The following is a 23,253-nucleotide window of genomic DNA, read 5'->3' on the forward strand; positions in this document are numbered from 1 at the left end:
TGCCTACTTTTTAGGCGGAAAGTTCTTTTTTATGTTTTAATGCTTTGATAATGTCGTATCCACGCACTGCATACTTTATCGAGTTTAGGATAAACTATACTACGAATTTCTAACAGTGACAATGCTTCCAAAAACCGCGCGTGGTAAAGGAGTTTTTTATTGAAAAAATGAATTTTTTTCGGAGGAATTAATGGCGTAAGCCGATACTGCATTTGTAAGATAAGTGCTATAAGGATAAAATTTTTTTTTGAGCAGCTTGTAAAGGAATCCGCAAAAAATTGTTCTAAAAAATTTTTAATATAATCAAAAATTGCAGTCAGAGATAAATTTGGGTGCTTCTGATATTTATAACGAACATTAAAATTTACTAAAGGAAAGAGAAATGTTGCCATGAGTTGATGGCGATCATAGCGAGCTTCTTTTGCTTGAATTTTTTTATCTAAAATCTTGAGGCAGGTGACAGTTTGTTCTTGTAAAGCGTAGTTTAGGCGAAACACCTTGTCCATATAAGGAAAAAGAATTTCCAACAAATGATTCTCAGCAAGTAAATGAAAAAAAGGAGCTGCAGTCCCAGAGTTAAGCATTTTGATGAGTTCTTCAAAGACTCGCACTTGTGAACTTTTAGTTAATTCGTGTCGGCAGGTGATTAAAGCTTCTTGAGTTTGGGACTCTACAATGAAGGGATATCGGGATAGAATTTTCAAAAGCCTAAGCATGCGTACAGGATCTTGTTTAAACCGAATAAAAGGATCGCCAATTGTACGCAAATAAAGGTTTTTTAAGTCACTAACACCACAGGTATAATCTATAATTGTTTGTTCCTTAGGATCGTAAAACAAACCATTAATTGTAAAATCTCTTCTTAAAACATCTTCTTCCGGTGTGCCCCAGAGATTGTCTTTGGTAATTAAAGAGTCTTCTTCAGTATTCCCAGACCGAAATGTAGAAACTTCAATAATTTGGCTAGAAAATCTTATATGTGCAAGACGAAATCGTTTCCCTACTAAAATACAATTTTTAAAAATAGCTTTGATTTCTTCGGGTCTCGCAGAAGTAGAAATATCAAAGTCTTTAGGAGTAGTGTTTAATAACAAATCTCGTATGCAACCACCAACGAGATAAGCTGTATGACCCGCCTTGCGCAACATTTTGACCACAGAAAGTGCTTGAGGGGAAAAATCACTGAGTTGAATATTGTGGTCAACGGCAGAATAGGTAGTAGGGGTTAGAACAGGTTTATTTTTTTTTTTTAACAAGTCTATGCCTCTGCTGGAGAGAATGTTATTTTCGCAGACCATTTATTATAGTTATTAAAAGTTAAAAGTCTTGGAAGAAAAAGGGTTTGTAGGCTCTCTTGCTTATGAAAGATTTAACATAGCAAAAATATACAAGTTTTCAAGGAGAAAAATCAGGGTAAAGAAAATCTTAAGATGTAGGGCAAAGATTTTCTTTTTATTATTTATCTCTTTATATAAACAATGCGAATTCTTTAGGAAGGTTTTTAGGGAAAACATGTCGCAAGATGCAAAACGTCTTTTCGGTACAGATGGTGTGAGAGGCCGAGTAAATCTTGAACCCATGACAGTAGAAACTACTCTATTATTGGGAAAAGCTGTAGCTGGAGTCCTACTTGAAGGTAAATCAGGAAAACATCGTGTTGTTGTTGGTAAAGATACTCGGCTCTCGGGATATATGTTTGAAAATGCCTTAATTGCAGGGTTGACATCTATGGGTGTAGAAACACTCGTTTTAGGCCCAATTCCAACGCCTGGAGTGGCTTTCATTACACGAGCTTATCGAGCAGATGCAGGAATCATGATTTCGGCATCACACAATCCCTATTGGGATAATGGGATTAAAATTTTTTCTTCAGAAGGTTTTAAGATATCGGATGCCGTAGAACAACGTATCGAAGATATGATCAGAGAAGCTTCTTTCGGGCCTTTACCTGAAGACCGAGCGGTTGGAAAAAGTAAACGTGTTATGGATGCCCTTGGACGCTATATAGAATTTGCTAAAGCAACCTTTCCCAAAGGAAAAACCTTAAAAGGATTAAAAATAGTTTTAGATTGTGCTCATGGATCTGCTTATAAAGTCGCTCCTTCAGTATTTGAAGAACTTGATGCTGAAGTCTTTTGTTACGGCTGTGAACCCACAGGGATCAATATAAATGAAAATTGCGGAACACTCTTTCCCACCCTCATTCAAAAGGCTGTAATAGAACATCAAGCTCATCTCGGAATTACTCTAGATGGTGATGGAGATAGGATCATTATGGTTGATGAGAAAGGACATGTTGTCGATGGTGATATGATACTAGCAATATGTGCGAGTGATCTTAAAAAAAAAGAAGAACTTTGTCATAACCGTGTTGTCGCTACAGTTATGACAAATTTTGGCGTTTTAAGATATCTTGAGGAATTAGGAATAGAAGTCCTTGTTTCTCCAGTAGGAGATCGTCATGTATTGCAAGCTATGTTAGAACATGGAGCTACCCTAGGAGGGGAACAAAGCGGACACATGATCTTTTTGGGCTACAATACTACGGGAGACGGTATTGTTTCGGCTTTGCAAGTACTGCGGATCATGATAGAAAGTGAGTCTACATTATCCGATTTGACAGCTCCAATTGTAAAGAGTCCTCAAGCATTGATTAACATTTCTGTAAGAGAAAAAATCCCTCTGAACAGTCTTCCAATCGTTGAGAAAACTTTGAGGGATATACAAGAAGTTCTTGGTTCTTCAGGACGTATATTGTTAAGATATTCAGGAACAGAAAATATATGCCGAGTTATGGTCGAAGGCCTTAAAAAACATCAAGTAGATTGTCTTGCTCAAACACTCGCGGATATTATTAAAACAGAACTGGGCATTGGTAACATAGAATAGGTTAAATTATGTGCGGAATATTTGGGTATCTGGGCTCTAGAGAAGCAATCCCTCTTGTTTTGGAGGGCTTGGCTAAATTAGAATATCGGGGTTATGATTCCGCAGGCCTCGCTGTTGCAGTTCCACCACAACTTGTGATAAAAAGAACAGTGGGTCATGTAAAGACATTAGCTAATTTTTTGCAAAACGAAGAAATTCACTCTTCATTAACCATTGGTCATACACGCTGGGCTACTCATGGCGTGCCTACAGAGGAAAATGCCCACCCCCAGTCTGACCAAGACGTATCTTGTGCTGTTGTTCATAATGGAATTATTGAAAATTTTAAAGAATTAAAACAATCTCTCCTAGCCGAAGGCATTCAATTTTCTTCAGAAACTGACTCTGAAGTTATTGCACAACTTTTTGCACAACGCTATAATCTTTCTAAAGATCTTCTACATAGTTTTTCCTGGACTTTATCTCAATTAAAAGGAAGTGTTGCCTGTGCTCTAATTCATAAGGATTTCCCAGATACCCTACTTTGTGCATCACAAGAAAGTCCTCTACTTCTTGGTTTGAGCACGCAAGAGACTTTCATTGCTTCGGATGCACGGGCGTTTCTTAAACATACAAAAAATGTTCAGGCCTTAGGTTCTGGAGAACTTGCCATGATCGTTAAAGGCAAAGATGTTCAAATTTATAATTTTGAATTGAAAAAAATTTATAAAGAAATACGCCAAATCACTTCCACTGATGATGCTATAGATAAGCAAGGTTATAGTTATTACATGCTTAAAGAAATTTATGAGCAGCCCGAAGTTCTTGAAAACTTAATTCATAAGTACTTAGATACGCAAAACTTCCTTAGCCCTGATTTTTTATCACAATTTCCTTTAGATAAGTTTGAAGCAATTTCTATTGTAGCTTGCGGTTCTTCATATCACGCAGGATATTTAGCGAAATATATTATAGAATCTCTAGTTCCTATTTCCGTACATGTAGAGGTGGCTTCAGAATTTCGTTATCGCTGTGCTTACATTGGAAAAAATACTTTAGGCATTTTAATTAGTCAATCTGGAGAAACCGCGGACACATTAGCAGCTCTTAAAGAGTTGCGTCGTAGAAATATTACTTATCTTCTAGGAATCTGTAATGTTCCTGAATCTGCTATTGCTCTAGGTGTGGATCACTGTTTATTCCTAGAAGCTGGTATTGAAATTGGTGTTGCATCAACAAAGGCATTTACATCACAGGTGCTTTTACTCACGCTGTTCGCTTTAAAATTGGCGACTACACATAGAAGGTTATCTTTTGAAGAACAACTTTCCTATAGTCGAGGTCTAATAAGCTTGCCAGAGTTGTGTAGACAGCTTCTTACCAATGAGACTCTCCACTCGTGGGCTCCTTTTTATTACAGGGAAGAGAGGTTTTTGTTTTTAGGCCGACGGTTTATGTACCCTGTTGTTATGGAAGCTGCTCTAAAGCTTAAAGAAATCGCTTATGTTGAGGCAAATGCTTATCCCGGGGGGGAGATGAAGCATGGCCCTATAGCTTTGATTAGTAAAAATACTCCTGTTATTGCTTTTTGTGGAGACGACGTCGTTTACGACAAGATAGTTAGCAATATTATGGAGGCTAAAGCACGTCATGCCCATGTCATTGCCATTGCCCCAGAGTCTCGTCAGGATATTGCTGCAGTTTCTGATAAACAGATTTATGTTCCCGATAGTCACATCCTTGTTGCTCCTGTGCTTTACACCATAGTTGGACAAGTCATGGCTTATGCCATAGCCTTAGGTAAAGGAACGGAGATAGATTGCCCTAGAAATCTCGCTAAGTCCGTCACTGTGGAATAACTCATAATTAATATGGACAACTTCTCTCTCTAAATAAACATTTCTCTAGATTAAAGGAAGTTTGTAAGCAAAATCTTAGTTGGTGAAATTATGTCAAATAAAATTGTAGGCGGTTCTTTAATTATTGCAGGTACTGCAATTGGCGCAGGTGTTCTCGCGGTTCCTGTATTAACAGCAGAAGGGGGATTTTTACCCGCATTTGTCCTGTATTGTATTTCTTGGCTTTTTTCTTTGGCATCTGGACTTTATCTTCTTGAGGTTATGACCTGGTTAAAAGATAAAAAACAAATTAATATGTTTTCTATGGCGGAATATACTTTAGGAAATGTGGGAAAAATTGCGGTGTGTCTTACCTATCTTTTCCTATTTTATTCCTTACTGATTGCGTATTTTTGTGAAGGAGGAAATATTCTGTTTCGCATTTTTGGTGGCAAACATCTAAATGTTTCTTGGGTACGCCATGTAGGTCCCCTCGGTTTTGCGTTGCTTATAGGCCCTATACTTATGTCAAAAACCATTGTCGTAGATTATTGTAATCGTATTTTTATACTTGGATTAGTAGTGACATTTGGAATTTTTTGTTTTATAGGATTCGGAAAAATTCAACTTTCATTGTTGTCACATTTTCATTGGACAACCTCGATCAATGGCTTGCCGATTTTATTCCTTGCTTTCGGATACCAGAGTATCATTCCTACACTCTATTACTATATGGATAAAAAAGTTCGTGATGTTAAAACAGCAATTTTCATAGGAACAGCTATACCTTTAATTTTGTATATTGTATGGGAAGCGATAGTCTTAGGAGGTGTACCCCTAGACTTTCTTGTTGAAGCCCAGGCACAAGGGTACACTGCTGTAGAAGCATTAAAACAAGCCTTAAGTTCTTCAGGAATTTATATTGCTGGGGAGTTTTTTGGATTCTTTGCTTTAGTTTCCTCTTTTGTAGGAGTCGCTTTAGGTGTTATGGATTTCCTTGCTGATAGCTTGCGATGGAATAAACGAACACATCGTTTTTCTATTTTTTTTTTCACATTCATCATTCCTCTTGCTTGGGCGATATGTTATCCAGGAATCGTTCTCAAATGTCTTAACTATGCTGGAGGGCTCGGCGCTACTTTGATTATTGGATTCTTCCCTATGTTAATGGTCTGGAGAGGGCGTTATGGTAAGCATCCTCATTCTACAAAACATCTAGTTCCTGGAGGGAAGCTAACTTTATTGTTGATGCTTTTGATTATAGTAATTAATGTGACGAGTCTTTATTATAAGTTTTGAATTTATTTAGATTAGTTTATTTTATTAAATTTTTGAATTACAATGGACAGTGGGTATAGGAGGTTATATTATGGGACTATACGATCGTGACTATATACAAGATTCTCGCTTGCAAGGGACTTTTGCTTCTAGAGTCTATGGATGGATGACAGCTGGATTAGCAGTTACTACATTTTTTGCTTTAGGTCTATACTTTACTGGGCTCTATAAAAGCTTGTTTTCTTTCTGGTGGATCTGGTGTTTTGCTACCCTAGGGGTTTCTTTTTTTATTAATGCTAAAATTCAGAAACTTTCTCTGCCAGCTGTCATGGGGCTTTTTATTGCATACTCAGCACTGGAAGGAATGTTTTTCGGAACCCTATTACCAGTTTATGCTATACAATATGGGGGCGGAGTCATCTGGGCTGCCTTTGGATCCGCAGCCTTAGTCTTTGGCTTGGCAGCACTCTACGGCGCATTTACTAAAAATGATCTAACTAAAATAAGCAAAATTATGATGTTTGCTCTTATAGGCCTTATGTTAGTCACTGTAGTCTTTGCTATCATTTCTATTTTCATTTCTATGCCTCTTGTTTATCTACTTATCTGTTACCTCGGATTGGTAATTTTTGTAGGATTAACAGCTGCTGATGCTCAAGCAATACGACGAATTTCCACTAGTGTAGATAACAATAGTGTTTTAAGTTATAAACTTTCATTGATCATGGCATTAAAGATGTATTGCAATGTGATTATGGTGTTTTGGTACTTATTGCAAATCTTCTCCTCGTCAGGAAATCGCAAATAATTTTCTTAAAAAGAAGTCTAAGTGAAATTCTTGAAGATCTTGCAGAGATTCCCCACAACCAATAAACTTCGTGGGGATCTGCAGTTCTTTTGCTATTCGGAAAAGCGTTCCTCCTTTTGCCGAGCCATCCACCTTAGTGAGAATGATCCCAGAAAGTCGCGTCGTCTCATGAAATACGCGGACCTGTTCGATAACATTGCTTCCTAAAGTTGTGTCTACAGTCATTAGTATCTCGTGCGGAGCACTTACGAGTGCTTTGTCACAAGCTGAAACTATTTTAGTAAGTTCTTTCATCAAATTTCCATGGACATGAAGACGTCCTGAAGTATCAATAAGTACTCTGGAATACCCTCGTGATAAAGCTGCCTGAATGCCATCAAATGCTATTGCCGCAGCATCTCCACCAGTTTTCCCAGAGACAAAACCACAACCCAGCTTTTCTGCCCAAACACGAATTTGGTCTATTCCTGCAGCACGAAATGTATCCGCAGCAACAATCAGAACTCGTTGTGAGCGTTGCTGATAATAATGAGATAGTTTCGCTACTGTCGTCGTTTTTCCAGAACCATTAGTCCCAAGAATTAAAGAAACACAAGGTTGAGAAGGAAAAAATTGCAGCGTCTGTACAGGAGGTAAACTTTCAATAGTCTGTTGAAGTAAAGTAGAGATCAGTTTTTTTACAGTAAGTTCATCTGGTTTTTTTACCTGATGTAACCGCGCACATAGCTCTTTAGTAAGTTCGGTTCCAAAATCTGCCTCATAAAACAAACTTTCAGCATACTCTAAAAGATCTAAAGAAACATTTTTTTTAAATAAAGATTGAAGCTTGTTACTAAAGTATTTAAACACTGCTTAAAGCAAAGCTAGTTGAAGTAAAAGAAATGATACAAGATAAGAAAGAAAATGCAAAGAGTTATTTATGTATCTTCACGAGTATCAAGCTAAAGATCTTTTAGCTTTTTATCCTATTCCTATTTCCCCCTATGCTGTTGTGTCCTCATTAGAAGAAGGAGAGAAGGCTATAGGAAAACTTGGAATTACAGCAGGTGTTGTCAAAGTTCAAGTACATGCTGGGGGACGAGGTAAACATGGTGGAGTTGTTATAGCAAAATCTGTGGCAGAAATCTTACAGGCAATTACTCAACTCTTAGGTAGGGAATTTGCGAGTAATCAAACTTTAGGAGAAACTCTTCCTGTTCAGAAAGTTCTCATCTCCCCATTAGTAGATATTGCTGTCGAATATTATATTGCTGTCATTATAGATAGAACACAGCGTTGCCCAACATTAATGCTTTCTAAAGCAGGGGGAATGGGTATCGAAGAGGTGGCTCAAAAGTTTCCAGAACAATTGCTTACTCTTTCTCTCAATTCTCATTGCCTTATGTATAACTATCAATTGCGTCAGGCAACAAAATTTATGCAATGGTATGGAGACATCGCAAAACAAGGCATACAAATAATTCGAAGCCTTGCGCAGTGTTTTTATGATAACGATGCATCTTTATTGGAAATTAATCCTTTAGTTCTTACCCAATCCGCGGAACTTATAGTTTTAGATGCTAAAATGACTATAGATGATAACGCTCTCTATCGTCACCCTGATCTTGAAATACTCTATGATCCTTCTCAAGAAAATGTTCGTGATGTTCTCGCTAAGCAAATAGATCTTTCTTACATCGCCCTTACGGGAAATATTGGCTGCCTTGTTAACGGAGCAGGACTAGCAATGAGTACTCTGGATATCCTAAAACTTCACGGAGGTAGTGCAGCAAATTTTTTAGATGTAGGAGGTAGTGCTTCTCAGAAGCAAATACAAGAGGCCATAGCTTTAGTCTTGTCAGATGAACGTGTCCAAGTGCTCTTTATCAACATTTTTGGAGGCATCATGGATTGCACTGTGATTGCATCCGGACTTGTTTCCGTCATGCAAGCAAATACTCTTCCTACAGTCATACGTCTTGAAGGAACAAATGTAGAATTAGGAAAAGAGATTATTCAGCAATCGGGAATCTCCTGTCAATTCGTCTCGTCAATGGAAGAAGGTGCTCGACTCGCTGTGGAATTGACCTTATAGGAATCTCACATGTTTTGTTCATTAAATAAAAATACACCAATCATTACTCAGGGAATTACAGGGAAATCCGGTTCATTTCATACTGAGCAGTGCCTAGCTTATGGTTCTAATTTTGTGGGAGGAGTAACCCCAGGGAAAGGAGGGCTTTTCCATCTCAACCTTCCTGTTTATGATTCTGTTCTTGAAGCAAAACAGGCTACAGGTTGTCAAGCAACGATGATTTTTGTTCCGCCTCCTTATGCTGCAGAAGCAATTATTGAAGCTGAAGACGCAGGAATAGAACTTATTGTCTGCATTACTGAAGGCATTCCAATACGAGACATGCTTGAAGTAGCAAAAATTATGGCAAACAGTTCATCCCGTCTTATTGGTCCCAATTGTCCAGGAATTATCAAACCAGGCGCATGTAAGATCGGCATTATGCCAGGATATATCCACCTTCCTGGCAATATAGGTGTAGTTTCAAGGTCAGGTACACTCACATATGAGGCAGTATGGCAGCTTACACAACGTAACATTGGTCAAAGCACATGTATAGGCATAGGGGGGGATCCTTTAAACGGAACTTCATTTATTGATGCTTTAGAAGCATTTGAAAAAGATCCTCAAACAAAACTTATTTTAATGATTGGAGAAATTGGAGGAAGTGCTGAAGAAGAAGCAGCAACGTGGATTCGAGCACATTGTAATAAACCTGTAGTCGCTTTTATTGCAGGTTTGACAGCTCCTAAAGGGAAGCGCATGGGGCATGCTGGAGCCATTGTTTCAGGAACCTCTGGAGATGCAAAAAGTAAGATAGATGCTCTACGCCAGGTCGGAGTCGTTATCGTTGAATCTCCCGCAGCTATTGGAAAAACGGTGGAGTCTGTTTTGTGAACAACGAAAGCTTAAAGCTATGTTACTCGTAGTAAAGTTCTTTAGAATATACACTGCATAGCAGTTGACGGCAAAACATAGTCTATATTCTGTGGTCATTTCTCTCGATTTATTAATTTTGCATATGACCAGTAACATTAGGTAATTGCTTAAAACACTAAACTTAAACTAAGAAAAGCAACTTGCGTGTAGTTAAGGATACATTTTCAAAATTGCTTTATAGCTTCCCAGAATACATATTGCTTGGCTGATTCAGTGAATTCCCTGTTTGTCTAAAAAACTATCTTTATGCGCTTAGAAAAAGCGAAAATCATCTTTATATAAGAAAGACAAGATCCAGAATCTTGTCCATAATTTGTTCAGATAAATCAGGAATAATACTTATCTGACCATAACTTGTAAAATAGAACTATTTTAAAGCAATTTATAGAGCATTTTCTATCAATTTATAAAATGCTAAACATTTTCTCTAGAAGTATCTCCTAATTTTTAGTGTCGTCTGATAAGCCCATTAGGTTTCTAGTTTTTCTTTGACAGAAAACAAATTAAAATTGTTGTGTTTGATATCTTGCATGATTTAAATTAAAAGGAGACGGCTTTGACTTTATTAAAGATTTTATCTTTTCTACTTATTCTGGATGTTTTAACTTATGTTATTCTTACACAAACAATTCAAATGTGTTTTTTACACTTTGGAATGCTATGCTTCTATAGACACTTTTTGTTTGCAATGCGTTTAAACTCGAATGCGAAAGTGATGGAAAATTTTCACGAAAATTACCTTTATAGGAAATTACTAGAAAAGATAAAATTCCTTTTTAGGAATATCTGCTCAGCATATGACTTACTTGTTGTAAGCATAGTTTTAAAGGTTTTATACTATAAGAACAAGCCAATTTCTCAAAGGAAATCGTTATGGTAATTAAACGGTCGCATTTATGGTTAGCTATAGTTGCTTGTTCAAGCTTAACAAGCATGCCTTTTCTTGGAGAGGCTGCTAAAAAGGAAACTCGTGTTTCTGAGCTTCCGCAAGAAGTTCTTCTTAAAGAAATTTCTGGAGGATTTTCTAAGGTTGCGACTCAGGCAACGCCTGCTGTAGTTTACATAGAAAGTTTCCCAAAAAGTACTGCCACTATTGCGCACTCTTCTCCAGGGCGTCGAGGGCCCTGTGAAAACCCTTTTGATTATTTTAATGACGAATTCTTCAATCGTTTCTTTGGTTTTCCAACCCAAAAGGAAAAACCACAGCCGAAAGAAGCAATTCGTGGCACTGGTTTTATTGTATCTTCAGATGGTTATATTGTTACAAATAATCACGTTGTTGAAGACACAGGAAAGATTCATGTTACTCTCCATGATGGCCAAAAATATCCGGCTACTGTAATTGGGCTAGATCCTAAAACAGACCTGGCTGTGATTAAGATCAAAACAGAAGGCTTGCCCCACCTTTCTTTTGGAAATTCTGACAATTTGAAAGTAGGGGATTGGGCAATTGCAATTGGAAATCCCTTTGGCCTTCAGGCAACCGTTACAGTAGGAGTAATTAGCGCGAAAGGTAGAAATCAACTGCACATAGCAGACTTCGAAGATTTTATTCAAACCGATGCTGCAATTAATCCAGGGAATTCTGGCGGTCCACTTTTAAATATCGATGGACAGGTAATAGGAGTAAACACAGCAATTGTAAGCGGAAGTGGAGGCTATATTGGGATAGGATTTGCTATTCCTAGTCTTATGGCAAATAGAATTATAGATCAGCTTATCCGCGATGGTCAGGTAACTCGAGGATTTCTTGGTGTCACCCTCCAACCTATAGATGCAGAACTCGCTGCTTGCTACAAACTTGAAAAAGTTTACGGTGCCCTAATTACTGATGTTGTAAAGGGATCCCCAGCAGATAAAGCAGGCCTAAAACAGGAAGATGTCATTATCGCCTATAACGGTAAAGAAGTAGACTCCCTGAGCACTTTCCGTAACGCTATCTCCTTAATGAGTCCTGATACCCGTATTGTTCTTAGAGTTGTCCGTGAAGGAAAAACAATAGAAATTCCTGTAATCGTATCTCAAGCTCCTAAAGAAGATGGTATATCAGCTTTGCAAAGAGTAGGAATTCATGTGCAAAACCTCAATTCGGAAAGCGCTAAAAAATTGGGAATTGCTCCAGATACTAAAGGTGTCCTGATTGTTAGTGTGGAACAAGGTTCCGTAGCGGCATCTTCAGGAATTGCTCCTGGACAATTAATCTTAGCTGTCAATAGACAAAAAGTCTTTTCAGTTGAAGATCTTAATAACATTCTAAAAGATTCTGGTAACGAAAATATCCTTTTAATGGTCTCACAAGGTGATGTTGTTCGCTTTGTCGCACTAAAACCTGAAGATTAACAGGGGTTTCTAAGAAGGCAATTTATCAAGAAGTTGACAAATGGAAAGAAATCCTTTTCTGAGCTGATCAATAGAAAAACGCTCTTCAGCAGCATGGACGTTGTCACTAAGATAAGATATACCGCAAATAATAGGCTGAGTGTGCGCTGCTTGTGCTAATAAAGGACTAATAGGAATTGTAGCGGGCATAACAATTCTTCGACATTCCGTTTGATAAAGATTACTATAGATCTCTTGTAATATGGATACGATAGGTAAATGAGGAGAGCTGTTCCATCCCCGTGATCCTCTTAGCAAAATCTCATAGGAGAATTTTAAGGCCGTGGGAACACGCTTTTTAAGATGATCTATAATGTACTCAGCAATTTTTATAGGATCTTGATTGGGAACGAGACGGCATGATAAGTAAGCCATTGCTTTATAGGGGATTACAGTCTTAAAACCCGGGCCTGTGTAACCTCCGGAAATGCCATTAATTTCTAAGGTAGGGCGAAATGCTCTCGATGCTTCTAGGGTATATTGAGGTTCGTTGCCGGTAGGATGAAACCCTAAATTTTTTTCACACACTTCCATTATATTAGATTGCGGAAGGTCAGGCGTATCAATACCTGTAATTGTAATATCGTCATAGAAGTGTTCAACAGTTACAGAGTTGTCCGGATTGCGTAAACTACTCAGCATTTCTATTAAAGCGCGATTGGCATTGTAAGCTACACCTCCAAAATTACCCGAATGCATGTCTTGAGTTCCTTCTTCAACATACAGTTTCATTGAAACAATACCTCTTGCACCAATGTTTACACAAGGATGCTCTGGGGAGATAAAACCTCCATCAACAATGAGGAGATAGTCGGCTTGGAATTGCTTTTTCTCCAGCCATGTAGATAAGGCAGGGCTACCGCTCTCTTCTTCACCTTCAATAATCCAAATAACGTTTAGAGGAAACTTATTCCGAGATTTGTAATAGTATTGCAAAGCTTTTAAAGTATAATAACATTGCCCCTTATTGTCAGAAGCACCTCGTGCATAAAGAAAACCTTCTTTTTCTCTAAGGATAAAAGGATCTTGTTGCCAACCATCAGATATGTACGCAGGTTGTACGTCATAGTGATTATAAAGAAGAAGAGTCGGAGCTTTGGAGTCGTTATGTCGATAAGAAGCACAAATGATCGAGGGATGTCCTGGTGTTTCCCAAAGTTCTACAGTAAAAATATCGGAAAGATTTGTGACTAAAAAGTTGGCACATTCCATGCAAGCAGAAAGATAACTTGGATCTGCAGATATCGAAGGAAAAGAAAGGAATTGTGCAAATTCTTTTAGGAAATAAGGCATATGTGTATTGAAATAATCTAAATCCACACTCATAAGTTTCCTGAGCAGTTATTGAAAATAATACCAGAGTAACTTAACTTATTTTTATCGAAAAGAAAAGAACGTTGCTCTGTTTAGTAGGTTAATGAGCTTGTTTAAATAGAATAAAGAATATTAGATGTAAAATCTGATGCCATAAGAATCAGGGAAATCAGGCAAAATATGAAGACTGGAGATACGTATAGAAACTTTATTATCAAATCATGTGAAGGTCTCCCTGAAATAGAGAGTAAACTGTTAGAAGCGGAACATAAGCCTTCAGGAGCATCTATCATGATGATTATAAATGATGATGATGAGAATGTATTCAATATCTGCTTCAGAACATGTCCTCAAAGTTCCAACGGTGTTGCTCATGTGCTAGAGCATATGGTACTCTGCGGTTCCGAAAATTATCCTGTTCGGGATCCTTTTTTTTCTATGACTCGTCGCAGTTTGAATACATTTATGAATGCCTTTACAGGCGCAGATTTCACTTGTTATCCTGCAGCATCGCAAATTTCCGAAGATTTCTATAATTTACTCAGCGTTTACATTGATGCAGTATTTCATCCACTACTTACTAAAAACAGCTTTTTTCAAGAAGGGTGGAGGTATGAATTCTCCCCAGAAAATAAGCTCTTTTATACAGGAGTAGTTTTTAATGAAATGAAAGGTGCTATGATGTCAGGAGAAACACGGCTCTCCGAAGCATTAAATGCCGCACTCTTTCCTTCCGTGACCTACGGTGTGAATTCTGGAGGAGAACCAAAAGAGATTGTTACTCTTTCTCGTAAAGATATATGGAATTTCCATCAAAGTCAATATACACTAAATCGTTGCCTATTCTACTTTTATGGAAATATAAAACCATCTCGACATTTGGACTTTTTGGAAGAAAAACTTCTCCGCCACGCCTCTAAAATTGAAAAACAGACAATTACTGTGCCTTTGCAAAAGAGGTTTAAAACTCCTATACGCCATATCTTTCCCTATCCTTCAAGTAGCCAAGACGAAAATAAAGTTTTATTTGGCATTTCTTGGCTTACATGTTCCATTTTAGACCAGCAAGAACTTCTTGCTCTTCATGTACTAGAAATTGTTCTGATGGGCACGGATGCAGCTCCTTTAAAATCTCGGTTATTGAAGTCTGACTTTTGTAAACAGGCGGAAATGAGTATCGATAGCGAACTTCGTGAAATTCCTATTACTTTAGTATGTAAAGGCTGTTCCCCACACGGAGCACAAAAATTAGAAGCTTGGATTTTTGCTTGTCTTGAAGAAATTATCAATGAAGGAATTGCAGAAAATATTATAGAAGGCGCTGTTCACCAACTCGAATTGGCAAGAAAAGAAATCTCTGGATACTCCTTGCCTTATGGTCTATCGTTATTTTTCCGTTCAGGCTTATTAAAACAGCATGGAGGATACCCTCAAGACGCATTAAAAATACATAGCCTTTTCTCAGACCTCCGATTGCGACTGACAAATTCCGATTACTTGCCAAAACTTATTCGAAAGTATTTTTTAGATAACACACATTTTGTCAGAATAGTTCTCATCCCAGATTCCGAACTTCTTGCTAAAGAAAATACAGAAGAACAAACGCGTTTGAAGCAAATACAAGATAAACTTTCTCCTGAAGAGATAGAAACTATTCAGCAAAATACAAAAATTTTAGAAAAAAGTCAAAATCAAGAGCAAAAATTAGATCATATTTTACCAAACTTTTCTTTAGATAAAGTGCCTACCTCTAGCAAAGAGTTTACCTTAATCAAAGAGTTTCGCAATGAAGGAGAAGTTTTCTATCACGAGTGTTTTACTAATGACATTATCTTTGTTGATGTAGTTCTGGATATCCCCCCACTATCTGTTGAAGAACTTCCATGGTTACGTTTGCTTGTTTTTTTAATACTACAACTTGGCTCTGGGGGTAGATCCTACAAAGAACAACTTGAGTTTTTCTTGGAACATACTGGTGGACTGGACGTATCCTATGACTTTTCCCCCCATGTAAATAAAAATACTCTACTTTCACCTTCTGTAAGCATACGAGGTAAAGTCTTGGCGGGAAAAGCTGAAAAGTTATTTCAAGTGATGCGTGATATATTAACACATGTTAATTTCGCAGACGTACTTCGAATTAAAGAACTGCTAATGCAACATAGCGAAGCTCTTACTAATAGCGTAAGAAATAGTCCCATGAGTTATGCTGTAAGCATGGCTTGTGCTGATAAATCCATAACAGGAATGATGTCTTATTTAGCTTCAGGATTGCCCTATGTTAAGAAAATTTGTGACCTTACAAAAAATTTCGACAAACAAAAAAACAAAATCATAACTACTCTACAGGCGTTATTTGTTAAATGCTTTTCTGGAAAACGACAGTTAGTAATCAGTGGGAGCCAGCATAACTACGAGCAGCTAAAAGAAAATAATTTTTATGGTTTATTAGATTACCTAACTATCATTCCTGAACCTTGGGTAAACCCAAATATAGAATTAACTTTGTCTTCTCAGGGGTTATATATCCCTGCTCCCACCGCATTTAATGCCTTAGCCTTTCCCATAGGAAATTTATCCTACGATCATCCGGATGCGGTGGCATTGACTGTAGCTGCTGAGATTTTGGATAACGTAGTATTGCATACCAAAATCCGAGAACATGGAGGAGCGTATGGTTCAGGAGCCGCTCTTAATCTAGCTAAAGGTTCGTTCTATTGTTATAGTTATCGTGATCCAGAAATTGCTACAACTTATCAGGCATGCCTCGAAGGAATTGCTATTATTGCTAATGGGAAATTCACAAAAGAAGACATCCATGAAGGGGTATTAGGGGTAATACAAAGTTTAGATTCTCCAGTATCTCCGGGAAGTCGTGGTTCAACAGCATTTTACAGACTTAAATCTGGAAGAGTTCCTGCTTTACGTCAAGGATTTCGTCGCGGTGTACTTTTAGTGACTAAAGAACATATTTGTGAAGTTATGTACAAATATTTACAGCAGAATAAACAAACAACATTTATATCGTTTGCTGGAGAAAAAATGCTCGAGAATAATGCTTCGATGTTAGAAAAACATTTCCCTATTCAACCTGCTTTATAGAGGCAATTCTTCTTCTTGATCTAGGGAGGATTTGAGGGTTGTTAAGTCCTCATCGGCATGAGGAGATAGGAAAGAAGAGGCTAAGCCTTGTATAAATATGGGATCTTCTATTTGATGCATAGATGAAGAGGTCTCTAAACCCTCAAATTTTCTTAAGGTTGGAAACACACGATGTTGAAAACTCGTCGCCATATCATTGTAACTGTGCACTGCATGGTTAAGATGTTTGCCTATTTTATGAAAATGCCCAAAAACAATATATAAGCGATGATGTAGCTCTTTCCCCAAAAGACCAATTTCTTGAATTTGTTTTTGGAGATTTTCTTGCTTCCACATGTAAGCAATAGTTTTCAGTAATGCGAGTAAAGTCAAAGGTCCTGAAAGAATAACATTCGAAGCCGCACCAATCTCAATAAGTTCAGGTGCCAGGCGAATGGCGTCATTAAACATACTTTCCCCAGGTAAGAAAAGGATTACATATTCTGGAGAATGATGAAATTTGTCCCAGTAACTCTTGGATTTTAAGGTTTTAATATGTTCTTTAATCTTATTTACTAAATCATTTTTATCCGTGTTTTCCAAAGAGAAGTAAGCATCAGACAACGGCGCTTTAGCATCAATAATCAAACAACGATCTTGTGGTAAACGAATGATCATATCTGCACGTGCCGTGCCTTGAGTACTTGTTGTCTGCGTATCATAGTCACAGTACTTTAACATACCCGAAAGCTCTAAAATTCTTTCCAGTTGAATTTCCCCCCATCGTCCTCGAGAACCAGGGTGTTTTAAAACATCTGTGAGAGCTTGTGTTTCGCGTTGTAATTTTGTTTCTATCTCAAGCAGGCGAGTCATCTGTTCTTTTAACGTCCCACGATCTTCAGCATGCTTCGTCTCAAAGGTTTGTAAGTTTTCCTTAAAAGTAGTAAGCGTAGTTTGAACAGGAGAAAGTATCGATTCAAAAGACTTAGATTGCTCACTAAAATAACTCTGAGCTTCTTCTTGCATGTTTTTAATGAGATTATGAGAAGAAACTGCGAGGCGATTACTAAAATCCTCTATTAGCTGTTCTTGATGTCGACTCAAGTCTAATGAGGTTTGAAGAAGCTGGTTTTTATGTTCTAGTTGTTGAATGTTTTGAAGGTAATAGCGTTTTTTTTTTGCATAATGACAAAAAGTTAAAACACCTCCCATAGCAAATGCGATCAAAGAAAAAATGCCATAGGCAAAATGAAAGTATAGATCCATAATTAATGCTTGCTCTTTTGTCGATAGATAATCGCAAAAATGGGAAACACTACCAAGGTATATAGCCACGAAACAAGAAAAAATACCTCAACAAAATGATCTACAAGTCCTAAAAAAAACAAACAAGCTGCAAGTCCTGTAATGGCTACAAGAAGAAAAGAAGAAATATTAAATCGAAAATTTTTCACTCCAGGACATTTCCAAGGGGAAATCATCAACCCGCCAATACACAACAAAGCACAAGAAAGTAAACTTATACGTAATCGAGGAGAAGTCGTAAAGTCAGAAGCAAGAAAGAGAGCTAAGGAAACCACACTAGCAGCAGCAGCCGGAATAGGAAGGCCAATAAAACAATAGGGACGTGAATTATCTATAGCTTTTTTGGAAAAGAGGTTATAACGCACTAAGCGTAATACTCCACATAGCGAATAGATAATTGAAGTCACCAGCAATAAGGAGGAAAAAAAGCTTCCAGCGTAAATACCATCTAGGCTTTTTATCGCAATAAGAGGTGGGGCAATACCAAAAGTCACAGCATCAGAAAGTGAATCAAATTGTGCTCCAAAAGCACTTTCTGCTTTCATAATACGTGCAATTGCACCATCGGAAAGATCTGCAATCATTGCACTAATGAGCAGGAGAGATAGTCCTTGTAAACGATGAAATAATTCGACAGAAGAAGAAGTTTTTAAAACACTTTTGAAAATAATAAAAAGTCCACAACAAAGCCCAAAAGCAGTAATAGCGTTGGGAGTGACTACGCGGCGCCTACCCCTCCCCTCAATGTCTAATTCTATCATCTTAATTTGTCGGAGTTCTTTATTGGCTTTAGCATAATATATTTCTCTAAAATCAACAAGTTTTTGCAACCTTCTTATTTCATAGGCGCCTATCTTCAAAAAAGCTGAGAAAGCTACATTTTTTCCCGAGAACATGACCACTTTTCAATTGCAAGAAACAACCCTAATTCCTATATATGGTAGATAAGTACATGTTGTTCCACTACATATTGGGTTTTCTAAGGGAAATGTCCTTAGATAGCGTGGTGTTTTTTTTGCATTTTTCTATTGCACGAACAACACAAAAATCAAATATTAAAACGCCTTTTAGGGAGAATTATGGTTGAAGTTAAAGAAAAGCATTATACCATTGTCAAACGTAACGGCATGTTTGTCCCATTTAATCAAGATAGAATTTCTCAGGCTTTGGAAGCTGCTTTTCGGGGTACACGTAGCTTGGAGAACAACTCTCCGTTGCCCAAAGATTTAGAAAAATCCATTTCCGAGATTACTCATAAAGTAGTTAAGGAAGTTTTAGCAAAAATTACAGAAGGTCAAGTAGTTACTGTAGAGAGAATACAAGATATCGTTGAAAGCCAACTTTATGTCTGTGGCTTGCAAGATATAGCTCGTGATTATATCATTTATAGAGACCAGCATAAAGAACAACGTGGGGATTTGCGATGCAGTATCTCCATCATTCGCAGAGATAAGACTTGCGTGAAATTTAATCCTATGAAAATTTCCGCAGCCCTAGAAAAGGCTTTTAGAGCGACTCTCCAAGTCGAAGGAATAACTCCAACATCAATACTCTCCGAAATTAATGAACTCACTCTGAAGATCGTACAAGATATTCTCTCCTTGGATACAGAAAAAGGAATGAATATTGAGTTAATCCAAGATATCGTGGAAAAACAACTTATGGTTGCTGGATATTATGATGTTGCTAAAAACTATATTTTATATAGAGAAGCACGTGCGCGTGTGCGTGAACAAAAACACCAAGATCAAGATATAAAAGAAGACTCTTCTTCTGAAGAGGAATCTTACTATGTGCAGAAAGCAGATGGTGGCGCGTATTCTCTTACCAAAACAGATTTACACAAACATTTTGTCCGGGCATGTAAACGGTTCCCAAAAACAACAAATGCCCAAGTCCTTACGGATATGGCATTCGTGAATTTTTATTCAGGAATCAAAGAGTCTGAAGTTTCCATAGCTTGCATTATGGCTGCGCGTGCCAATATTGAAAAAGAACCTGACTACGCATTTGTTGCTGCAGATTTACTTATGGACATTGTTTATCAAGAAACTTTGGGTTATAACGCACTAACACCGAATTTAGAAGAAAAGCATAAACAATATTTTAAAGAATACATTTTGAATGGTGATCATTATCGCTTAAGTCCCTTGTTAAAAGAGTACGACCTTGATGTTTTGGCAGAGGCTTTAGATCTATCCAGAGATTTAAAGTTTGCTTACATGGGTATTCAAAATCTCTATGATCGTTATTTTAATCAGCACAAAAATCGTCGTCTAGAAACAGCACAGATTTTTTGGATGCGTGTTGCTATGGGATTGGCTTTGAACGAAGGAGAAGACAAAAATCAATGGGCCATTACTTTCTATCATTTGTTTTCTACTTTCCGTTATACGCCAGCTACGCCTACATTGTTTAACTCTGGTATGCATCATTCGCAGTTAAGTTCATGCTATCTTTCCACTGTCAAAGATGATCTTACTCATATTTATAAAGTCATTTCTGACAATGCCTTGCTTTCTAAATGGGCAGGAGGAATTGGTAATGATTGGACGAATGTACGCGCTACAGGAGCTTTAATTAAAGGTACTAATGGAAAAAGTCAGGGAGTTATTCCTTTTATTAAAGTGGCAAACGATACTGCCATTGCTGTAAATCAAGGAGGTAAACGTAAAGGAGCCATGTGCGTCTATTTAGAGAATTGGCACCTAGATTATGAAGACTTCTTAGAGTTACGTAAAAATACAGGAGATGAACGTCGACGTGCTCATGACATTAACACTGCAAGTTGGATTCCTGATTTATTTTTCAAAAGATTAGAGCAAAAAGGAATGTGGACTCTTTTTAGCCCAGATGAAGTTCCAGGATTACACGAAGCTTACGGTATAGCATTTGAAAAGCTTTATGAAAAATATGAACATAAAGCTGAAATAGGAGAAATTCGCTTATATAAGAAAGTAGAAGCCGAAGTGTTATGGCGTAAAATGCTAAGCATGCTCTATGAAACAGGTCATCCTTGGATTACGTTTAAAGATCCTTCTAACATCCGCTCACAACAAGATCACGTAGGCGTTGTACGTTGCTCCAATCTCTGTACCGAAATTCTGTTAAATTGTTCTGAATCTGAAACAGCAGTCTGCAATTTAGGAGCAGTCAATTTAGTAGAACATATTCAAGATGGAAAACTCAATGAAGAGAAACTCAGGGAAACAATTTCTCTAGGTGTCCGTGTTTTAGATAATGTTATCGATCTAAACTACTATCCTACCCCTGAAGCCTCACAAGCAAATCTCTCTCATAGAGCGGTAGGCCTGAGCATAATGGGCTTTCAAGATGCACTTTACAAGTTAAATATTAGTTATGCATCCCAAAAAGCTGTGGAATTTTCTGATGAATGTGCAGAGTTAGTAGCTTATTATGCTATTCTATCTTCGAGTTTGCTTGCAAAAGAACGAGGTACGTATTCTTCATACAAAGGCTCAAAATGGGATCGTGGTTATCTGCCTATAGATACTCTAGAGCTTCTTAAACAAGCTCGAGGCGAGGAAAATGTTCTGGTAGACACTTCATCTAGAAAAGATTGGACTCCCATACGCGAGTCTATACGTACTTATGGTATGAGAAATAGTCATGTCATGACTATTGCTCCCACAGCAACAATTTCAAATATTATTGGAGTTACCCAATCCATAGAGCCTACCTATAAACATCTATTTGTAAAATCTAATCTTTCTGGTGAATTTACCATTCCCAATGTCTACCTAATTAAAAAACTAAAAGAATTAGGGTTATGGGATGAAGATATGTTGGATGATCTTAAATATTTTGATGGATCCTTGTTGGAAATCGAAAGAATTCCTGACGCTTTAAAAAAGCTTTTTCCTACAGCATTCGAGATAGAACCTGAATGGATCATAGAATGTGCATCTCGAAGGCAGAAATGGATAGATATGGGAATTGCTTTAAACTTATATCTGGCTGAACCTAATGGGAAAAAACTCTCCAATATGTATTTAACTGCTTGGAAAAAAGGATTGAAAACAACATATTATCTAAGATCTTCAGCAGCAACATCTGTCGAAAAATCTTTTACGGATATTAATAAGCGGGGGATCCAACCTCGTTGGATGAAAAGTAAATCTGCCTCTACAGGTATTGTAGTGGAAAGAACAGCAAAACCTTCTGTTTGTTCGATAGAAACTGGTTGCGAATCTTGTCAATAAAAAAGAGAAGGATACACAATGGAAGCAGATCTTTTAGATGGAAGACTTAAACGTGTACAATTAAATAGCAAAGGTCTTGTAAACTGCAATCAGGTAGACGTAAATCAACTTGTCCCAATTAAATATCAATGGGCTTGGGAGCATTATCTTAATGGTTGTGCGAATAATTGGATGCCTACAGAAGTCCCTATGGCTAAGGATATCGAATTATGGAAATCCGACCAGTTATCAGAAGATGAACGTAGAGTCATTTTGTTAAATCTAGGGTTTTTTAGCACAGCAGAAAGTCTCGTAGGCAATAATATTGTTCTAGCTATTTTTAAACATATTACCAACCCTGAGGCCAGGCAGTATCTTCTTCGTCAAGCTTTCGAAGAGGCCGTTCACACCCATACGTTTCTTTATATTTGTGAATCCCTAGGATTAGATGAAGGAGAAATCTTTAATGCTTATAATGAACGGGCTTCTATCAAAGCTAAAGATGATTTTCAAATGACTTTGACTGTAGATGTACTGGAACCTAACTTTTCCACAGAATCTTTGGAAGGTCTTAGACAATTTATTAAGAATCTCGTTGGGTATTATATCATTATGGAAGGAATCTTCTTCTATAGCGGTTTTGTCATGATCCTTTCGTTTCATCGTCAGAATAAAATGACCGGAATAGGGGAGCAATACCAATACATCCTGAGAGACGAAACCATTCATTTAAATTTTGGGATAGATCTTATCAATGGTATCAAAGAAGAAAACCCCGATCTATGGACTAAAGAATTGCAGGAAGAAATTGTCGCTCTTATTAAAGAGTCCGTAGAACTCGAAATTGAATACGCTAAGGACTGTCTCCCTCGTGGTATTTTGGGGTTAAAATCCTCAATGTTTATAGATTATGTCCGTCACATTGCAGACCGTCGTTTGGAAAGAATTGGTCTAAAACCTATATATCATGCGAAAAACCCTTTTCCATGGATGAGTGAGACTATAGATCTGAATAAAGAAAAGAATTTTTTTGAAACACGAGTTATTGAGTATCAGACATCAGGAAACCTAAGCTGGTAACGGCTTTATATGGGTAGAATCTACTTGATGGAGGATTTTTCTTCAATTTTCTCATAAGAAAGTCTTTAGAGAAAACAGCCAGAGTTTTTATCATTTCTCAATAGTATT

15 protein-coding genes are annotated in these 23,253 nt (G+C 37.4%); 10 read left to right on the plus strand and 5 right to left on the minus strand.

The features are described 5' to 3' along the window. Window positions 1-29: 29 nt before the first annotated feature. Window positions 30-1,298 (minus strand): polynucleotide adenylyltransferase PcnB, encoded by a 1,269-nt coding sequence (gene pcnB / locus Cs308_RS02840; RefSeq protein ID WP_066482334.1) that lies wholly within the window; start codon window positions 1,296-1,298, stop codon window positions 30-32. 214 nt (window positions 1,299-1,512) lie between these two features. Here pcnB and glmM point away from each other — a divergent pair, with 214 nt between their 5' ends. The 4 genes from glmM (at window position 1,513) to Cs308_RS02860 (ending at window position 6,792) form a co-directional block, all read left to right on the plus strand. Further along, complete coding sequence (glmM, locus tag Cs308_RS02845) at window positions 1,513-2,889, plus strand: phosphoglucosamine mutase (protein ID WP_066482337.1); 1,377 nt, start codon at window positions 1,513-1,515, stop codon at window positions 2,887-2,889. An 8-nt stretch (window positions 2,890-2,897) separates the two neighbouring features. Continuing rightward, the gene (gene glmS, locus Cs308_RS02850) at window positions 2,898-4,727 is read left to right on the plus strand and encodes a glutamine--fructose-6-phosphate transaminase (isomerizing) (RefSeq protein ID WP_066482339.1); all 1,830 of its coding nucleotides are present in this window, start codon (window positions 2,898-2,900) and stop codon (window positions 4,725-4,727) included. Between the two features lie 90 nt (window positions 4,728-4,817). Continuing rightward, on the plus strand, window positions 4,818-6,005 hold the full coding sequence (locus tag Cs308_RS02855; RefSeq protein WP_066482341.1) for an aromatic amino acid transport family protein: 1,188 nt from the start codon (window positions 4,818-4,820) through the stop codon (window positions 6,003-6,005). Between the two features lie 70 nt (window positions 6,006-6,075). Further along, window positions 6,076-6,792: a Bax inhibitor-1/YccA family protein gene (locus Cs308_RS02860; RefSeq protein WP_066482345.1), complete on the plus strand. Its 717-nt coding sequence runs from the start codon at window positions 6,076-6,078 to the stop codon at window positions 6,790-6,792. On the opposite strand, the gene ftsY is transcribed toward Cs308_RS02860, so the two are convergent. Next, complete coding sequence (gene ftsY, locus Cs308_RS02865) at window positions 6,775-7,641, minus strand: signal recognition particle-docking protein FtsY (protein ID WP_066482346.1); 867 nt, start codon at window positions 7,639-7,641, stop codon at window positions 6,775-6,777. The genes Cs308_RS02860 and ftsY overlap by 18 nt on opposite strands. A 70-nt stretch (window positions 7,642-7,711) precedes the next feature. Between ftsY and sucC the strand changes: the two genes are divergently transcribed. The 3 genes from sucC (at window position 7,712) to htrA (ending at window position 12,124) form a co-directional block, all read left to right on the plus strand. Further along, window positions 7,712-8,866, plus strand: a complete 1,155-nt coding sequence (gene sucC, locus Cs308_RS02870; protein ID WP_066482349.1) for an ADP-forming succinate--CoA ligase subunit beta — start codon at window positions 7,712-7,714, stop codon at window positions 8,864-8,866. 9 nt (window positions 8,867-8,875) lie between these two features. After that, window positions 8,876-9,742, plus strand: coding sequence for a succinate--CoA ligase subunit alpha (gene sucD, locus Cs308_RS02875; RefSeq protein WP_066482352.1), 867 nt, complete (start codon window positions 8,876-8,878; stop codon window positions 9,740-9,742). Window positions 9,743-10,657: 915 nt separating this feature from the next. Next, window positions 10,658-12,124, plus strand: a complete 1,467-nt coding sequence (gene htrA / locus Cs308_RS02885) for a serine protease HtrA (RefSeq protein ID WP_066482357.1) — start codon at window positions 10,658-10,660, stop codon at window positions 12,122-12,124. 9 nt (window positions 12,125-12,133) lie between these two features. On the opposite strand, the gene Cs308_RS02890 is transcribed toward htrA, so the two are convergent. After that, window positions 12,134-13,489 (minus strand): M20/M25/M40 family metallo-hydrolase, encoded by a 1,356-nt coding sequence (locus Cs308_RS02890; RefSeq protein WP_066482359.1) that lies wholly within the window; start codon window positions 13,487-13,489, stop codon window positions 12,134-12,136. A gap of 168 nt (window positions 13,490-13,657) precedes the next feature. Between Cs308_RS02890 and Cs308_RS02895 the strand changes: the two genes are divergently transcribed. Next, complete coding sequence (locus Cs308_RS02895) at window positions 13,658-16,579, plus strand: insulinase family protein (protein ID WP_066482360.1); 2,922 nt, start codon at window positions 13,658-13,660, stop codon at window positions 16,577-16,579. Here the strand turns inward: Cs308_RS02895 and Cs308_RS02900 are convergent. Then, the gene (locus Cs308_RS02900; RefSeq protein ID WP_231881972.1) at window positions 16,574-17,770 is read right to left on the minus strand and encodes a DNA recombination protein RmuC; all 1,197 of its coding nucleotides are present in this window, start codon (window positions 17,768-17,770) and stop codon (window positions 16,574-16,576) included. The genes Cs308_RS02895 and Cs308_RS02900 overlap by 6 nt on opposite strands. A gap of 56 nt (window positions 17,771-17,826) precedes the next feature. Then, window positions 17,827-18,624 (minus strand): CDP-alcohol phosphatidyltransferase family protein, encoded by a 798-nt coding sequence (locus tag Cs308_RS02905; RefSeq protein ID WP_066483408.1) that lies wholly within the window; start codon window positions 18,622-18,624, stop codon window positions 17,827-17,829. Window positions 18,625-18,942: 318 nt separating this feature from the next. Here Cs308_RS02905 and Cs308_RS02910 point away from each other — a divergent pair, with 318 nt between their 5' ends. Then, entirely contained in the window at window positions 18,943-22,086 is a 3,144-nt protein-coding gene (locus tag Cs308_RS02910) for a ribonucleoside-diphosphate reductase subunit alpha (RefSeq protein WP_066482365.1), read from the plus strand. 18 nt (window positions 22,087-22,104) lie between these two features. After that, complete coding sequence (locus tag Cs308_RS02915) at window positions 22,105-23,145, plus strand: ribonucleotide-diphosphate reductase subunit beta (RefSeq protein ID WP_066482368.1); 1,041 nt, start codon at window positions 22,105-22,107, stop codon at window positions 23,143-23,145. Window positions 23,146-23,253 lie beyond the last annotated feature (108 nt).

The sequence above is a fragment of the Candidatus Chlamydia sanziniae genome (assembly GCF_001653975.1).
Lineage (GTDB): Bacteria > Chlamydiota > Chlamydiia > Chlamydiales > Chlamydiaceae > Chlamydia > Chlamydia sanziniae.

What these genes read in the sequence shown, in the direction of transcription:
- pcnB (WP_066482334.1), bottom strand. Translation starts at nt 1,298, where the DNA reads ATGGTCTGCGAAAATAACATTCTCTCCAGCAGAGGCATAGACTTGTTA.
- glmM (WP_066482337.1), top strand. Translation starts at nt 1,513, where the DNA reads ATGTCGCAAGATGCAAAACGTCTTTTCGGTACAGATGGTGTGAGAGGC.
- glmS (WP_066482339.1), top strand. Translation starts at nt 2,898, where the DNA reads ATGTGCGGAATATTTGGGTATCTGGGCTCTAGAGAAGCAATCCCTCTT.
- Cs308_RS02855 (WP_066482341.1), top strand. Translation starts at nt 4,818, where the DNA reads ATGTCAAATAAAATTGTAGGCGGTTCTTTAATTATTGCAGGTACTGCA.
- Cs308_RS02860 (WP_066482345.1), top strand. Translation starts at nt 6,076, where the DNA reads ATGGGACTATACGATCGTGACTATATACAAGATTCTCGCTTGCAAGGG.
- sucC (WP_066482349.1), top strand. Translation starts at nt 7,712, where the DNA reads ATGTATCTTCACGAGTATCAAGCTAAAGATCTTTTAGCTTTTTATCCT.
- sucD (WP_066482352.1), top strand. Translation starts at nt 8,876, where the DNA reads ATGTTTTGTTCATTAAATAAAAATACACCAATCATTACTCAGGGAATT.
- htrA (WP_066482357.1), top strand. Translation starts at nt 10,658, where the DNA reads ATGGTAATTAAACGGTCGCATTTATGGTTAGCTATAGTTGCTTGTTCA.
- Cs308_RS02890 (WP_066482359.1), bottom strand. Translation starts at nt 13,489, where the DNA reads ATGAGTGTGGATTTAGATTATTTCAATACACATATGCCTTATTTCCTA.
- Cs308_RS02895 (WP_066482360.1), top strand. Translation starts at nt 13,658, where the DNA reads ATGAAGACTGGAGATACGTATAGAAACTTTATTATCAAATCATGTGAA.
- Cs308_RS02900 (WP_231881972.1), bottom strand. Translation starts at nt 17,770, where the DNA reads ATGGGAGGTGTTTTAACTTTTTGTCATTATGCAAAAAAAAAACGCTAT.
- Cs308_RS02905 (WP_066483408.1), bottom strand. Translation starts at nt 18,624, where the DNA reads ATGATAGAATTAGACATTGAGGGGAGGGGTAGGCGCCGCGTAGTCACT.
- Cs308_RS02910 (WP_066482365.1), top strand. Translation starts at nt 18,943, where the DNA reads ATGGTTGAAGTTAAAGAAAAGCATTATACCATTGTCAAACGTAACGGC.
- Cs308_RS02915 (WP_066482368.1), top strand. Translation starts at nt 22,105, where the DNA reads ATGGAAGCAGATCTTTTAGATGGAAGACTTAAACGTGTACAATTAAAT.